At 61.2% G+C, this 14,563-nt stretch carries 13 protein-coding genes; 10 read left to right on the top strand and 3 right to left on the bottom strand.

From position 1 onward, the window contains the following. Nucleotides 1-41 precede the first annotated feature (41 nt). Nucleotides 42-1,664, bottom strand: coding sequence for an NAD+ synthase (locus tag QZ471_RS22200; RefSeq protein ID WP_295467954.1), 1,623 nt, complete (start codon nucleotides 1,662-1,664; stop codon nucleotides 42-44). A 134-nt stretch (nucleotides 1,665-1,798) separates the two neighbouring features. On the opposite strand from QZ471_RS22200, the gene QZ471_RS22195 reads away from it, so the two are divergent. From QZ471_RS22195 to QZ471_RS22185, 3 genes are read left to right on the top strand one after another with little or no spacing between them, the layout of a single operon-like run. Next, nucleotides 1,799-2,047: a PP0621 family protein gene (locus tag QZ471_RS22195; RefSeq protein WP_295467952.1), complete on the top strand. Its 249-nt coding sequence runs from the start codon at nucleotides 1,799-1,801 to the stop codon at nucleotides 2,045-2,047. Beyond that, nucleotides 2,031-3,593 (top strand): ATP-binding protein, encoded by a 1,563-nt coding sequence (locus tag QZ471_RS22190; RefSeq protein WP_295467950.1) that lies wholly within the window; start codon nucleotides 2,031-2,033, stop codon nucleotides 3,591-3,593. The genes QZ471_RS22195 and QZ471_RS22190 overlap by 17 nt, the downstream gene beginning before the upstream one ends. Nucleotides 3,594-3,595: 2 nt before the next feature. After that, complete coding sequence (locus QZ471_RS22185; RefSeq protein WP_295467948.1) at nucleotides 3,596-4,936, top strand: sigma-54 dependent transcriptional regulator; 1,341 nt, start codon at nucleotides 3,596-3,598, stop codon at nucleotides 4,934-4,936. Here the strand turns inward: QZ471_RS22185 and thiO are convergent, their stop codons facing one another. Beyond that, nucleotides 4,937-6,040: a glycine oxidase ThiO gene (thiO, locus tag QZ471_RS22180; protein WP_295467946.1), complete on the bottom strand. Its 1,104-nt coding sequence runs from the start codon at nucleotides 6,038-6,040 to the stop codon at nucleotides 4,937-4,939. It abuts the gene before it with no gap. A gap of 97 nt (nucleotides 6,041-6,137) precedes the next feature. On the opposite strand from thiO, the gene QZ471_RS22175 reads away from it, so the two are divergent. From QZ471_RS22175 to QZ471_RS22145, 7 genes are all read left to right on the top strand, one after another. Continuing rightward, a complete protein-coding gene (locus QZ471_RS22175; protein ID WP_295467944.1) occupies nucleotides 6,138-6,662 on the top strand; it encodes a GspH/FimT family pseudopilin in 525 nt (174 codons plus the stop codon). A 90-nt stretch (nucleotides 6,663-6,752) separates the two neighbouring features. Further along, complete coding sequence (locus QZ471_RS22170; protein ID WP_295467942.1) at nucleotides 6,753-7,247, top strand: GspH/FimT family pseudopilin; 495 nt, start codon at nucleotides 6,753-6,755, stop codon at nucleotides 7,245-7,247. Further along, nucleotides 7,244-7,747: a type IV pilus modification protein PilV gene (gene pilV / locus QZ471_RS22165; RefSeq protein ID WP_295467940.1), complete on the top strand. Its 504-nt coding sequence runs from the start codon at nucleotides 7,244-7,246 to the stop codon at nucleotides 7,745-7,747. The genes QZ471_RS22170 and pilV overlap by 4 nt, the downstream gene beginning before the upstream one ends. Then, nucleotides 7,744-8,769 carry a PilW family protein gene (locus tag QZ471_RS22160; protein WP_295467938.1) on the top strand — a complete coding sequence of 342 codons (1,026 nt, stop codon included), beginning with the start codon at nucleotides 7,744-7,746 and terminating at the stop codon, nucleotides 8,767-8,769. The genes pilV and QZ471_RS22160 overlap by 4 nt, the downstream gene beginning before the upstream one ends. Further along, nucleotides 8,766-9,242, top strand: coding sequence for a PilX N-terminal domain-containing pilus assembly protein (locus QZ471_RS22155; protein ID WP_295467936.1), 477 nt, complete (start codon nucleotides 8,766-8,768; stop codon nucleotides 9,240-9,242). Before QZ471_RS22160 ends, QZ471_RS22155 begins: the two co-directional genes overlap by 4 nt. Before the next feature lie 17 nt (nucleotides 9,243-9,259). Beyond that, nucleotides 9,260-13,135 (top strand): PilC/PilY family type IV pilus protein, encoded by a 3,876-nt coding sequence (locus QZ471_RS22150; RefSeq protein ID WP_295467934.1) that lies wholly within the window; start codon nucleotides 9,260-9,262, stop codon nucleotides 13,133-13,135. Between the two features lie 2 nt (nucleotides 13,136-13,137). After that, nucleotides 13,138-13,581 carry a type IV pilin protein gene (locus QZ471_RS22145; protein ID WP_295467932.1) on the top strand — a complete coding sequence of 148 codons (444 nt, stop codon included), beginning with the start codon at nucleotides 13,138-13,140 and terminating at the stop codon, nucleotides 13,579-13,581. Between the two features lie 15 nt (nucleotides 13,582-13,596). Here QZ471_RS22145 and ispH read toward each other — a convergent pair whose 3' ends face one another. Continuing rightward, on the bottom strand, nucleotides 13,597-14,541 hold the full coding sequence (ispH, locus tag QZ471_RS22140; RefSeq protein ID WP_295467930.1) for a 4-hydroxy-3-methylbut-2-enyl diphosphate reductase: 945 nt from the start codon (nucleotides 14,539-14,541) through the stop codon (nucleotides 13,597-13,599). Nucleotides 14,542-14,563: the final 22 nt, after the last annotated feature.

Here is a 14,563-nt window from a genome sequence, read left to right as displayed (position 1 = left end):
GCCCTTTTGTGCCGAGGCGTGAGCCCCGGCGCAAAAGGGGCTCAGTCGCCGATGCGCCAGCCCGAGGTGATCGGGTAGCGCCGGTCCCGCCCGAACCCGCGCTGGGTCACCCGCGCACCGACCGCGGCCTGGCGCCGCTTGTACTCGTTGAGATCCACCAGGCGCAGCACCTTGCGCACCGTTTCCTCGGCGAAGCCGGCGGCGACGATGTCCACCGCCGAGAGGTCCTGCTCGACGTACAGACGCAGGATCTCGTCGAGCACCGGATAGGGCGGTAGCGAGTCCTCATCCTTCTGGTCCGGCGACAACTCGGCGGACGGCGGCCGGTCGATCACCCGCTGGGGGATCACCACGCCCCCACGATTACGGTACTCGCACAGGCGGAACACCAGAGTCTTGGGCACGTCCTTGAGTACGTCGAAGCCCCCAGCCATGTCGCCATAGAGGGTCGCGTAGCCCACCGCCATCTCGCTCTTGTTGCCGGTGGTCAGCACCAGATAGCCCTTCTTGTTGGAAATGGCCATCAACAGGGTGCCACGGCAGCGCGCCTGTAGATTCTCCTCGGTGGTATCCCGCCCGAGTCCGGCGAATTCACCGGCCAGGGTCTGCTGGAAGGCCTCGACCATGGGCGCGATGGGCAGCACGCTGTAGCGCACGCCCAGCGCCCGGGCTTCGGCCTCGGCGTCTTCCAGGCTGATCTGGGCGGTGTAGTGGTAGGGCATCATCACCGCCTCCACCTGCTCCGCGCCCAGGGCATCCGCGGCCACTGCCAACACCAGCGCCGAGTCGATCCCGCCGGACAGGCCCAGCACCACGCCCTTGAAGCCGTTCTTGCGCACGTAGTCGCGCACGCCGAGCACCAGGGCGTCGTAGACGCTGGCCTCCAGCGAGGCGACGGGGGCGAGTTCGGCCGGCTGCGGTTGCAGGTCCTCATCGACGATCACCGGATAGAGACCCTCGACGAAGGCCGGCGCTCGCTGGGTGACCTGGCCGGTCGCATCCACCACGAAGGAATGGCCGTCGAACACCAGTTCGTCCTGCCCTCCTACCTGATTGACGTAGATCACCGGCATGCCACCCTCCCGGGCCCGCTCGGCCACTACCGCCTCGCGCTCGGGCTGCTTGCCGCCGTGGAAGGGCGAGGCGTTCAGATTGAGCATCAGCCGCGCCCCGGCGGCGCGCGCCTTGGCCATCGGCTCGGCGAACCAGATGTCCTCGCAGATGGTGACGCCGATGGGTACGCCTTGATAATCGAACACCGCAGCGCTGTCGCCCGGCTCGAAATAGCGTTTCTCGTCGAACACCCGGTAATTGGGCAACTGCTGCTTGCGATAGAAGGCCAGTTCGGCGCCATCGCGATAGACCGCGCAGGCGTTGTAGCGCCGCCCGTCCTCCTGCCAGGGAAAGCCCACCAGCACATGGATGCCGGCGACTTCCGCGCGAATTCGCTGCAGGCCCTGCTCGATGCGCCGCTGCATGCTGGAACGCAGCAGCAGATCCTCGGGCGGATAGCCACACAACGACAGCTCGGGAAAGACGATCAGATCGCCTCCTAGTTGGTCGCGGGCCTCGCAGGCCGCCGCGATGATGCGCTCGACGTTGCCATGGATGTCGCCCACCTTGAGGTTCAATTGCGCCATCACGACGTTCAGCAGCTGACTCATGCATACTTCCTTGCCCGGTTGATCGCGGCATTTTCCCGCATGCGGCCAAGCCGGACAATCGCAGCCGCACGGCGCGCTCCCGGCGCCGGGCCGCCCTGCTAAACTGCCCCATCATTTACGCCGCGAGATCATCCATGGGTCTGCTTCGCCTGCTGTTGTGGCTCGTCCTGCTGGGCGCGCTGTTCTGGATGGTCAGACGCTGGTGGCGCGGCAAGACACAGCCGCAGACCACCAAGGCCCGGCCACTGCCGCCCAATCCCATGGTGCGCTGTGCCCATTGCGGGGTCCATGTGCCCCAGGAGCGCGCACTGCCCGATGGCGACCACCAACGCTGGTACTGCAGCGCCGAACATCGCCGGTTGCAGCATGAGCCGCGAAACTGACGCGAGCCTCCTGAGAGCCGAGGCAGTCCTGCGGCTCTATCACCTCTATCGCATCGTCATCGGCCTGGCGCTGGTGGTGCTGATCTCCAGCGATCTGGACCAGCAGTGGCTGCGCACGGTGGACGGCCAGCTGTTCCGCCAGTCCAGCTGGGCCTATCTCGCCATCAACGTCGTCCTGGCGCTGAGCCAGCGCTACTGGCGCAGCCATGCCTTCGCCCTGGCGCTGCTCGATATCCTCGCCCTCGGCGGTCTGTTCTTCCTGGCAGGCGGGATCGCCAGCGGCATGGGCAGCCTGCTGGTGGTGACGGTAGGGGTCTCCAACGTCCTGATCCGCGGGCGGCGCGGCCTGCTCATCGCCGCGCTGGCGGCCATCGCCCTGCTGCTCGCGACCGGCTATCTGGACCTGCGCCGTGGCGATGGTGGCAGCGGCTACGTCCAGGCCGCCGGCCTGGGCACGCTCTGCTTCGCCACCGCACTGCTGGTCCAGGGCCTGGTCCGGCGCCTGCTGGACAGCCAGGCCCTGGCCGAGACGCGGGCCACCGCCGTGGCCGAACTGGAAGCGCTCAACGCCCTCATCCTCGAGCGGATGCGCACCGGCATCCTGGTGTTCGATACCGAGTACCGGGTGCTGCTGGCCAACCCCGCTGCCCGCCGCCTGCTCGGGGTCGACGACGATACCGCCATCACCCCGCTGACCTCGGGTCTGGCCCAGCGTCTGGAGGAGTGGGAACGCAATCCCAGCATCCGCCCGGCGACGTTGCGCGCCTATGCCAATGGCCCCTCCTTGCAGCCGACCTTCGCCCGCCTGCAACAGGGCGAGGGCGAGCGCATCCTGACCTTTCTCGAAGATGTCTCGCGCATCGCCCAGCAGGCACAGCAGCTCAAGCTCGCCTCCCTCGGCCGCCTGACGGCAGGCATCGCCCACGAGATCCGCAATCCGCTGGGCGCCATCAGCCACGCGGCGCAACTGCTGCAAGAATCCGAGGAGCTGACCACGCCAGACCGGCGCCTGGCGCAGATCATCCAGGACCAGTCGCGGCGGATGAACCGGGTGGTGGAAAACGTCCTGCAGCTTTCCCGGCGGCGCCAGTCGGCCCCCCAACTGATCGACCTGCGCTACTGGGCCCACCGTTTCGCTGGCGAGCTGCGCCCTACCCTGCCCGCTGGCCAGACGCTGCACGTCAAGACCGAACCCGGCACCCTGCAGACCCACATGGACCCTCACCAGTTGGGGCAGATCCTCACCAACCTGGTGCAGAACGGCCTGCGCTACAGCGTCACCGGTCAGGTCTGGCTCAGCGTGTACCGCGATCCCGAGAGCGACCTGCCCATTCTCGACGTGGTAGACGACGGCCCGGGCGTCGCCGCCGAACAGCTCGATCACCTCTTCGAGCCCTTCTTCACTACGGAGAACAAGGGCACCGGGCTAGGGCTGTACATTTCCCGTGAGCTTTGCGAAAGCAACCAGGCCAGACTTGGCTATCATCCCCTGGCGAGCGGCAGCTGTTTCCGCATCACCTTCGCCCATCCCCGCACAATGAGCTGAGCATGGCCAGACAGAAAGTCCTGATCGTCGATGACGAACCCGATATCCGCGAACTCTTGGAAATCACCCTCGGCCGGATGAAGCTCGATACCGCCAGCGCCAAGAACATCGCCGATGCGCGCGCCATCCTCGAACGGGAAAGCTTCGACCTCTGCCTGACCGACATGCGCCTGCCGGATGGCTCCGGCCTCGAGCTGATCCAGTTCATCCAGCAGCGCCTGCCACAGTTGCCGGTGGCCATGATCACCGCCTTCGGCAGCCTGGAAACCGCCGTCCAGGCGCTCAAGGCCGGTGCCTTCGACTACCTCACCAAGCCCGTGGACCTGCCGCGCCTGCGCGAGCTGGTGGGTACCGCCCTGCGCCTGTCCGGCCCTGCCAGTCCGGCCGCTGGTTCCAGCGAGACGCAACTGCTCGGCGAGTCGCCCCCCATGCAGGCCCTGCGTACCCAGATCGCCAAGCTGGCGCGCAGCCAGGCGCCGGTTTACATCAGCGGTGAATCGGGCAGCGGCAAGGAGCGCGTGGCGCGCCTGATCCATGAACAGGGGCCCCGCTCTGGCAAGCCGTTCGTCCCGGTCAACTGCGGTGCCATCCCCTCGGAGCTGATGGAGAGCGAATTCTTCGGTCATCGCAAGGGCAGCTTCACCGGCGCCATCGAAGACAAGCAGGGCCTGTTCCAGGCTGCCCATGGCGGCACCCTGTTCCTCGACGAGGTAGCCGATTTGCCGCTGCCGATGCAGGTCAAGCTGCTACGCGCCATCCAGGAAAAGGCCGTGCGCCCGGTGGGCAGCCAGCAGGAGATCAACCTCGACGTGCGCATCCTCAGCGCCACCCACAAGGATCTGGCCGCCGAAGTCGCCGCCGGCAACTTCCGCCAGGATCTCTACTACCGCCTCAACGTCATCGAATTGCAGGTACCGGCCCTGCGCGAGCGCCGTGAAGACATCGGCGCGCTGGCCAACCACATGCTCGAACGCCTGGCACGCGATTCCGGGCTGGCTGCGGCAACGCTGAGTGAGGATGCCCTGGCCAAACTCAAGAGCTACCGCTTCCCGGGCAATGTCCGTGAGCTGGAAAACATGCTGGAACGCGCCTACACCCTCTGCGAGGGTGACGTCATCCGGCCGAACGACCTGCGGCTGGCCGACGCGCCGGCCGCGACCACCAACGGCGAGGCCAGTCTGGCCAACATCGACAACCTCGAGGACCACTTGGAATCCATCGAGCGCCAGCTGATCATGCAGGCGCTCGAGGAAACCCGCTGGAATCGTACCGCTGCGGCAGAACGCCTGGGTCTGTCGTTCCGCTCCATGCGCTATCGCCTGAAGAAGCTCGGCATCGACTGATCAGCCCAGCGTCAGCCGCGCCGCTGGTGCGTAGGGTGCCGGATCGATGGTGGGCGCGCGCGCGGTGAGCAGGTCGGTGAGCAACTGGCAGGACGCCGGTGCCAGCACCAGGCCATTGCGATAGTGACCGCAATTCAGCCAGAGCCCAGGCAGGTCCGGCACCGGGCCGATGAAGGGTACGCCATCCGGCGACCCCGGTCGCAAGCCGGCCCAATGCGCCACGGGTTCCTGACCAGACAACGCCGGCAGCAACTCGATCGCCGAGGCCTGCAGACTGGCCAGCGCCTCGGCCGTCGGCGTCTTGTCGAACTCGGCATGCTCCAGGGTGCTGCCGATCAGGATATGACCATCGCGACGAGGTATGGCGTAGCGCCCCTTGGCCAGCACCATGCTGCTCAGATAACCCACTGGCTGCCGATAGAGCAACATCTGCCCCTTCACCGGACTCACCGGCACCGCCAGGCCCAGGGTGCGCAACAACTCGCCACTCCAGGCTCCGGCACAGACCACCACAGACTCGGCATGGATGGCCTCGCGCGCCGTCTGCACCCCCGTTACACGCTCGCCCTGGCGCAGGAAGCCGGTCACCGGCGACTCGCGCAATAGCGTCACGTTCGGCATGCGCAACAAGGCTTCGCGCAGGGAGCGCACCAAGCGCGGATTGCGGACGTTGGCCACCCCGGCCATGAACACCGCGCGCTCGTAGCCCGCCCCCAGTACCGGTACCCGGCCGCGCACCTCGTCCATCGACACCGACGAGAGCGGCCTGACATTACGCCGCGCCCACTCCAGTGCCTCGGCTTCGTCCTCCAGATCCAGCCAGTACAGGCCGGTCACCTCGACCTCCGGGTCGATGTCCGTCTCCTGCCGCAGGCGCTCGCCCAGCACCGGATAGAAATCCTGCGACCAGTGCGCCAGCGCCGTCACAGCCGGCTGATAGCGCCACGGATAGAGCGGCGAGACGATCCCGCCACCCGCCCAGGACGCCTCCCGCCCAGGCTCGCCCCGCTCCACCAACACTACCCGCCGACCGCTCAAGGACAGGTGATAGGCCGACAACAAGCCAATGGCACCGGCCCCTACCACAGCCACATCGAAACTCACGTCACACCTCTAGCACCTGGGAATTGACTCGCCAGCACGCCGTCATTAAATCGCTTCTTCGGCCAGGAAGGCCGGAAGATCACGCAAGGACGTCGACATGGCATATCGCAACGCACGAGGCGTCAGCCTCTTCGAACTGCTCAGCTGTCTCAGTGTACTCGGCATCGTCACGGCGCTGGCGGCGCCCGCGTTCGGCGAACTGCTGCAACGTAATCGCCAGCAGATCGCCATCGACCACCTGAGGGAAACGGTCAACTTCGCCCGTACCGCCGCCATCACCAGGAAAGGCAGCGTCACCATCTGCCATGCGCCAGCGGCTGCCTGCGAAGCCACCAGTCGCTGGTCAGCCGCGACGCGCGTCTTCCCCGATCTCGATCGTGATGGGCAGCAGTCCGCCGAAGAGGCGACGCTACTGGTCAGCGAACTGCCGGAAGGCCTGCACTGGTATTGGAACAACTTCCGCACCCAGCCCCATCTCACCTTCCTGGGCAACGGCACCACCGACTCACTGAATGGCAGTTTCATCCTCTGCCGAGGCGACACTCCACTGGCCCGCCTCGTCCTGAACAAAGCGGGACGGATCGAACCGGCGAATCTCCGCGAGAGCGACCGCTGCGCTTAAACCCGCGTACCAGACACGTTCCTGTTTCGACCGGACGTCCGTAGCCCGCTACTCCAGAGCCACAGAATCCCCCATGCTACGAACCCCAACATGGTGAAGTCGACGATGCGTACCCAGTACGGTTTCACTCTTATCGAAACGATGGTAGCGATCGCCATCTTGGCGATCGTGATCAGCATTGCTGCGCCTTCCTTTACCCGCATGCTGCAAAGCAATCGTGCAGCTGTTCTAAGTAATGAGCTGCTAGGAACCCTGCAAATCGCTCGTTCCGAAGCCCTCAAGCGGAGAACCAACGTCGTACTGTGTCGTAGCACGACAGGCAGCAGCAACTGCGTAAACGGTACGGACTGGTCGTCCGGCTGGCTCCTGATGCAGGGCAACACCGTATTACGGACCTGGGAACCAATCAGTGGCGGTACTCTTCTGGGCCCCAATGCTGGCATGACCTATCAGGGTAACGGCCTGACCACGCTTGCAGGCGGCACCCAGGCGACATTCACCATAACGACCTCATCCACGTGCAGCCGTACCATCCAGGTCAGTACGACTGGCAACGCCACGGTTAGCGCAGGTGGCTGCCCATGACTGGACCCAGGCGACAAAACGGCGCCACGCTGATCGAAGTGCTGGTTGCCATGCTCATACTCGCCATCGGATTGCTTGGCCTGGCAGGTTTGCAGACCATCAGTGTCCAGAGCAATCAAGGGGCCTACTTCCGCTCTCAAGCCACTATCCTGGCCAATGACATAGTTGATCGTATGCGCGCGAACCGCGTTGCGGCCCTGGCTAATCGCAGCAGCTATTCGGTCAGTTTTCCGACCTCGAACGGTAACAACACAATAGCTGGCACCGTCGCCCAGCAAGATGTCAACGGCTGGTTGAACGCCCTTGCTCTAACTCTTCCTCAGGGCACGGGTAGTCTTAGCCTTGATAACACAAACAATGTCACTGTCATCGTCTGCTGGAATGATCGCCGAGCAGCCATCAAATCGGCTCAGGCCGTGGCGGCGACAAATGACACCTGCAACAACCCTGCAAGCAGTAACAGTAGCCTTGAGCGCTTCACCTACAGGACTCAGCTATGAGGAGAGTCTCAGCTAAAGCTCAGCGCGGACTTTCCATCATCGAACTGATGATCGCCTTACTGCTCGGGTTGCTGTTGATGGGAGGCGTGCTCCAACTGTTCCTCTCATCCAAACGTACCTACCTGACTAACGCAGCACTGTCTCAGGTACAGGAGTCCGGACGTTTTGCGCTCGAGTTCCTCGCCTATGATCTACGCAATGCGGGCTATAGAGGTGAGTGCCTGAGTCCCCTAAAGCCTCTGCCTACGACGCTCACTCAACAAGCCAACGGCCAAGACGATCTTCGCCTCGTCATGGGCGCGGGAATCCAAGGTTGGAGCACCGCGAGTAACGCACAGAATCCAGCCAATACGCCCGCGTGGCTGACTTCCATATTCAACGCGCGGGCCAATGGTTCCGATGTGATACTGCTCAAACACGCAGCGGACGCACCAACTGGTGTGGTTATCAATGGATCGACTACATCTCAGATTTCCACCACTGGTGCAACTGGGTTACCACAGAACAGGCTCCTGGTCATTGACGATCCAAGTGCCTGCTTCTTGTTCGCCAACCAAAGTGGGCCGACCGACAGTAACGTATCTGTGGGAGGAGGCCAAAGTTTTGGCCGCCAATACCGCACCACAGCTCATCTGCTGCTCTACCAAAGCGCGGTCTACTATCTGCGGGACAATGGTGCGGGGATTCCCTCGCTCTGGAGACAGGTCTATTACGCGCCTAATCAGCCTGCAGAGGAGTTAGTTGGAGGCATCCAACAACTGCAGATCCGCTATGCAGTGGGCCAGTCCAGCGGTCAAGTGGGCCTTGCCGCCAACGGCCAGGCTTACCAGGATGCAAGCACCATCACGGATTGGCAGAGCGTGATCGCCGCCCAGATAAGCCTGATTGCGGTCAGCAATGCCACCAACGTCGTCGCACCTGATCAACAGGTGCTCTTCAACAATGCCGTGGTGACCATACCCAACGGCCGCCTTGCTCAGGTATTCACCCTGACCGTCAGCCTGCGAAACCACCTGCCATGAATCCCGTTCCCTCATCCCAGCGCGGCGCGATCTTGATCGTTACCCTGGTAATGCTCCTACTGCTGACCTTACTGGCCTTGGGCAGCATGCGTGGAACCACGCTGGAGGAGCGCATGGCCGGTAACCTGCGCGACGAAAGCCAAGCCTTCCAGGCCGCGGAGATGGCGCAGCGAGCGGCGGAAGTCCAGCTGAAGAGTATCAGCGTCGCACAGCTGCAAGGAATGACCACTGCGCAGACAACCACCCTGAACCCGACAGACCTACAGCCCGCGACCTACAGTCTAGTCCCACTGCCAGGCGTCAGATTTGTAGCCGCAGGCGAAAGCATCGACTCAACGGAGCCTAGCAAGGTTAGCGTCATACGTATCACCAGTCGTGGTCAGGGCGCCGCTCAGGATGCCTCTCAGGGCATCAGCGCGACACCCACTACCAGCTCAACCGTCAACATAAGCACCCTCTATATCAGGCGTTAGGTTTCGGAGAGCATTTCATGTATCGATCTTCCGCATTCCATGATTACCTCCGTCCTTTGAGCTTGTTGGCCGGCCTGGTTCTGACCCCGCTCGTCCAAGCCGTTCAACCGCCAGTTTCTCAGACGCCCTTGGCAACCGGGGGCAACATCCCGGGCAGTCTCGCTCTGGTACCGTCCGTAGAGTGGCCAACCGTGCTATCAGTGGCCAACTTAGGCAGCTATAGCTCTGCCAATACCTATAGTGGCTATTTCGATTCCAACAAATGCTACCTATATACCTACGCCAACGCAGGCGGCCCCTCGGGCTCTTCTAACTTAGACAATAGCTGGTTCCAACCCAATTCTACCGCCACCAACCGTCAATGCACTGGTACCAAACAATGGAGCGGTAATTTTCTCAATTGGGTTGCGACGCCTACCATCGACCCTTTTCGTAGCGCCCTCACGGGAGGCGCACGCGTCAGAGACACTACAAGTCTGACTGTCTTGCAGAAGGCCCGACACGATGGTCAAAACGATGCGGGCAACCGTCTCAACTCCAACCAAGGATTGATCCCTCAATCTGAGATTGCTGGAGCTACTCCGTTCGCAGCCACTTGGGACCGCCTTTATGTTCGCCTTCAAGGCCAAGGCTTTGACATGCTGTTTTCCTATTGGAATGATCGGATTGGCGGCGGTGGCTCCCAAGGAGAAATGCAGAGTGTCTGGACAGACTTCAACCCCAACGACACATCAGGCCAATGGAATGGAAACACGTTAAATAAAGACTACTATCCAAACAACAACAATCAACAACCAAGATACAGCGTCTACAGAGTTCGCATTCAAGTAAAGGTGTGCGACCCAAACATTGGACTAGAAAGCAACTGCAAGCGCTACTCCGCCACGAACTATAAACCTGAAGGCCTACTGCAGCAATACTCCGACAGACTGCGTTATTCAGTATTCAGCTACCTAAATGATTCAAACCAACTTCGAGATGGCGGGGTACTGCGCGCCAAACAAAAATTTATTGCCCCTCTTAATCCAGACCAGACTACCAACCCCCTTGCCGAATGGAGTGCCACGACTGGCATCCAAAATATAAACCCCAACCCAACGGAGGCCAGTGATACGCCAAACACCACTGGAATCACCAATAGTGGCGTCCTAAATTACCTGAATAAATTCGGCTCAATGCCCTATGACAATCAAAATAATTATCGTGCCCTGAAGAGCTATGACCCGGTTAGCGAGCTTTATTACACAGCCCTTCGCTACTTCAAGCATCAAGGCAACGTTTCTGCCTATAGCAATCTTACGGGAGATGATCCTACCAGCCGCTATGCACAGGCTGACGGCTTTCCCGTGGTCACTCGATGGGATGACCCTATCACTTACTCCTGCCAGAAAAACGTGATTCTCGGCATCGGCGATACCAACACCTGGGACGACAAGAATCTTCCAGGCGGGAACACTTCATCTGGCGGGGAGCCCGCGATGCCTGCAGAGGTTGCTGCAGACAATACGCTTAACGTGGAAACCGCCACTCAGAAAGTCGCATCGCTCGAAGGGATCACGATCAACACACCCTTCACTGGCCGCGGCAACTCTGCCTATATCGCCGGTCTTGCCTACGACGCTCATACTAACGACCAACGCAGCGATCTTACGGGCAGCCAGATAATTTCCACCTACTGGATGGATGTGCGTGAGAACCAAACACTGGCCGGGCGCACAAGCAACCAGTATTGGCTAGCCGCGAAGTACGGCGGCTTCAGCGTTCCTCAGAACTTTTCTTCGAGTAACGCCACCAGCGCCAGCATTACCGACAACCTCTGGTGGACTAGCGGTGACATCCTAGCAACGGGGGACAAAAGACCCGATAACTTCTTCGTGGCCAGCGATGCTCAAGCCATGACGACCAGCTTGAAGAAAGCCTTCGCCCAGATCGCCAGTGAAACCAGCACCACCAGTACTGCACTCGGGGCCAGTGGTACCGAACTTAATACTGGCGCGGCCCTGTTCCAGGCCAGTTTCAGCCCCAAATACTGGAGCGGCGACTTGGTTGCCCGGGCATTCAATCAAGACGGTACCCTGAGCGCGACTAGCACTTGGAACGCCGCAGCCAAACTGGATACCCAAGATTTAACTTCGCGTGCCAATCATATCTTCACGATAAGTGCACCTACTAATGGAAGCTTAGTGGCAACCGGAGGCCTCGCCTTCAAGTGGGCTAGCCTAGACGCCGATGCAAAGGCAGCATTACGTGATAATGGGGACGGTACCTTGGCCAGCGACGCCGAAGGTCAGCGACGCTTGGAGTATCTGCAGGGTGATCGCACTCAAGAAACCGTTGCCACGAGCCCCTTGCGCAAGAGGGCCAGCCGTCTAGGTGATATCGTCAATTCCGACCCCCTGTACATTGGGCAACCGGATTACGGTTACAACCTATTGCCGGATGCTATGGGCGGTGGTGATGCCTACATAACGTTTCGTACAGGCAATGCGAGCCGTACCCCTATGGTGGCCGTCGGTGCCAACGACGGCATGTTGCACGTGTTCGATGCCAGCCTCGGCACCTCGGGCGGCAATGAGCTCTTCGCTTATGTTCCTCGAGGAGTCCTGAGCAACCTGTATCAATTGACTCGACAGGACTATAGCCACAAGTATTACGTCGACGGTCCTGCTGCTTCCTCCGATGTTTATTACAGCGGTGGCTGGCACACTCTGCTAGTGGGTACCACGGGTGCTGGTGGCAACTCCGTGTTCGCGTTAGACCTACCCAGTAACGGCCAAATGGCCAGTACCAATGTACTCTGGGAATTTTCTTCTCCCGACATGCATTACCCTATTCAGAAGCCAGCTATCGTTGCCCTACCCAATGGCAAATTTGGTGTCATCATCACCAGCGGCTTCAGCGATGGCGACCTAACCAGCGGCAAAGTATGGATATTGGATGCGAGTAACGGTCAAGTTCTCAAGGATTTCACCTTGACGACTACGGGCGGGCTAGGCGCCCCTTTGGCCGTCGACCTGAACAACGATCGCATGGCCGACTCTCTCTATGTGGGCGATACAGTCGGCAATCTGTGGAAATTCGATATTTCCAGCACCGACCCAAACAATTGGCAGACTCCCACCACTCCGTTATTTACCGCAACCACCGGCTCAAGCTATGGCAATATTCCACAGCCCATTACCGCTCCTCTTAGTGCGGCGCTTAATACGGACGGCAAAGCCATCATCCTCTTCGGTACCGGTAGCTATTATCGAGTGGGCGACAACATCATCCCCGCCCAGCCACGTCTGGAAAGCTTTTACGCCATCATCGACCGGGGCCAGACGGTCACCCGTGATCAGTTGCTCGAACAGCGAATCATCGCCCAGGGAACGGTAGGCACGAGCCAGGCAAGAGCAACGAGCAATTTCGCTCTTGGCTCAGGGCAGGCAGGCTGGTTCATGAATTTGACCTGGAAAGCAGCGGAAGGAGGCACAGGCGCCTTGACCGGTGAAAGGGTGATAGCCAAGGCCTCACTGCACGGCGGGGCGGTCGTTTTCACCAGCATGACACCCTCTAGCGACCCCTGTACGGGGGGCGGTACCAGTTGGGTCATGGCGGTCAATGCACTGAACGGTAGCCGGTTCAGCTACAGCTACTTTGATCTCAATAAAGACGGTCAGCTAAACGCCAGCGATTACATTACCCAGGGCAACCTGTCGATACCGGCGTCAGGGGTGCTCAATGAGGGGGGAGCCTCTAAAGGCGTCTTTTTGGGCAACCAACCTACCGACACTCAATCGGGAACCGATACGATCTGCGTTTCTCAAGCCAATGGCGGGATAAAATGCAGTGTCATTCCGCAGGGCAGCCGCACCTCCGGACGAATGTCTTGGCGAGAGGTCAGGAATTAGCGATGAAGAAATCTACCAAGCCCCTGCAAAGGGGCTTCACCCTCATCGAAGTAATGATCGTGGTGGCCATCGTCGGCATTCTGGCCGCCATTGCCTACCCGTCCTATATGGAACACATCCGCAAGGGCAATCGGGCCGATGCCGAGGCGACGCTTATGCAGCTGTCGCAATTCATGGAACGCTATTACACGGGGACGGGGCGTTATTCGAAGACGGCCGGGCAGACGGATGTGCCGGACAACCCGGCCCCGCCCTACCCTACAGGAACCAATTACACCTTCACGATTACGGTCGGAAACGCCGGCACGTCCTATACCGCCACGGCGACGCCGAACAGCTCGGGGGTAATGGCCAACGATAAGTGTGGCAATCTAACGCTTACCAATACCGGCCTCAAAGGCCAGACAGGCACGGGCGCCACTACCGCCGACTGCTGGCGCCGCTAGGGCGCCAGCGACGTCCTATACCGCCTTTACCCTGAGCTCCCGGGGCAGGGTGAAGGTGATGTTCTCCGGCTCGCCTTCCAGCTCCACTTCGCTGGTGGCGCCCCAGCTCTGCAGCCGGTCGATAACGCCGCGCACCAGCACCTCGGGAGCCGAGGCGCCGGCGGTGACGCCGATGCGTTGTACACCTTCGAACCAGCTCTGCTGCATATCCTCGGCGCCATCGATGAGGTAGGCCGGGGTGCCCAGGCGTTCGGCGAGTTCGCGCAGGCGATTGGAGTTGGAGCTGCTGGGGCTGCCCACTACCAGCACCACGTCGCTTTCCAGCGCCAGGGTCTTTACCGCGTCCTGGCGGTTGGTGGTGGCGTAGCAGATGTCGTTCTTGCGCGGGCCATTGATGCGGGGAAACTTGGCGCGCAGGGCGTCGATCACCTTGCGGGTGTCGTCCATCGACAGGGTAGTCTGGGAGACGTAGAACAGGGCTTCGGGGTTGCGTACCTCGAGCTTTTCCACGTCTTCCTCGTCTTCCACCAGATAGATGGCACCACCGGCACGATCATCGTACTGACCCATGGTGCCCTCCACTTCCGGATGCCCGGCGTGGCCGATGAGGATGCACTCCTGGCCGTCGCGGCTATAGCGCGCCACTTCCATGTGCACCTTGGTCACCAGCGGACAGGTGGCGTCGAACACCTTCAGACCACGCTCGGCGGCCTCGCGGCGCACGGCCTGGGAGACGCCGTGGGCGCTGAAGATGAGGATGACGTCATCTGGTACGTCGGCCACGTCTTCGACGAAGACGGCGCCACGGGCACGCAAGTTGTCGACCACGAACTTGTTGTGCACCACTTCGTGACGCACATAGATAGGCGGGCCGAAGACGTCCAGCGCCCGGTCGACAATGTCGATGGCGCGGTCCACGCCGGCGCAGAAGCCGCGGGGATTGGCGAGCTTGATCTGCATAGGCTCCTCTGCCCGCTTCACG

The organism is uncultured Pseudomonas sp. (assembly GCF_913774235.1).
In the GTDB taxonomy this organism is placed as follows: Bacteria; Pseudomonadota; Gammaproteobacteria; order Pseudomonadales; family Pseudomonadaceae; genus Chryseomonas.
Note: the sequence above shows the minus strand (reverse complement) of the source record. Positions and strands in the feature narration are given on the sequence as shown.

Coding starts and splice junctions, on each gene's coding strand:
- QZ471_RS22200 (WP_295467954.1), bottom strand. CDS start 1,664: ATGAGTCAGCTGCTGAACGTCGTGATGGCGCAATTGAACCTCAAGGTG.
- QZ471_RS22195 (WP_295467952.1), top strand. CDS start 1,799: ATGGGTCTGCTTCGCCTGCTGTTGTGGCTCGTCCTGCTGGGCGCGCTG.
- QZ471_RS22190 (WP_295467950.1), top strand. CDS start 2,031: ATGAGCCGCGAAACTGACGCGAGCCTCCTGAGAGCCGAGGCAGTCCTG.
- QZ471_RS22185 (WP_295467948.1), top strand. CDS start 3,596: ATGGCCAGACAGAAAGTCCTGATCGTCGATGACGAACCCGATATCCGC.
- QZ471_RS22175 (WP_295467944.1), top strand. CDS start 6,138: ATGGCATATCGCAACGCACGAGGCGTCAGCCTCTTCGAACTGCTCAGC.
- QZ471_RS22170 (WP_295467942.1), top strand. CDS start 6,753: ATGGTGAAGTCGACGATGCGTACCCAGTACGGTTTCACTCTTATCGAA.
- pilV (WP_295467940.1), top strand. CDS start 7,244: ATGACTGGACCCAGGCGACAAAACGGCGCCACGCTGATCGAAGTGCTG.
- QZ471_RS22160 (WP_295467938.1), top strand. CDS start 7,744: ATGAGGAGAGTCTCAGCTAAAGCTCAGCGCGGACTTTCCATCATCGAA.
- QZ471_RS22155 (WP_295467936.1), top strand. CDS start 8,766: ATGAATCCCGTTCCCTCATCCCAGCGCGGCGCGATCTTGATCGTTACC.
- QZ471_RS22150 (WP_295467934.1), top strand. CDS start 9,260: ATGTATCGATCTTCCGCATTCCATGATTACCTCCGTCCTTTGAGCTTG.
- QZ471_RS22145 (WP_295467932.1), top strand. CDS start 13,138: ATGAAGAAATCTACCAAGCCCCTGCAAAGGGGCTTCACCCTCATCGAA.
- ispH (WP_295467930.1), bottom strand. CDS start 14,541: ATGCAGATCAAGCTCGCCAATCCCCGCGGCTTCTGCGCCGGCGTGGAC.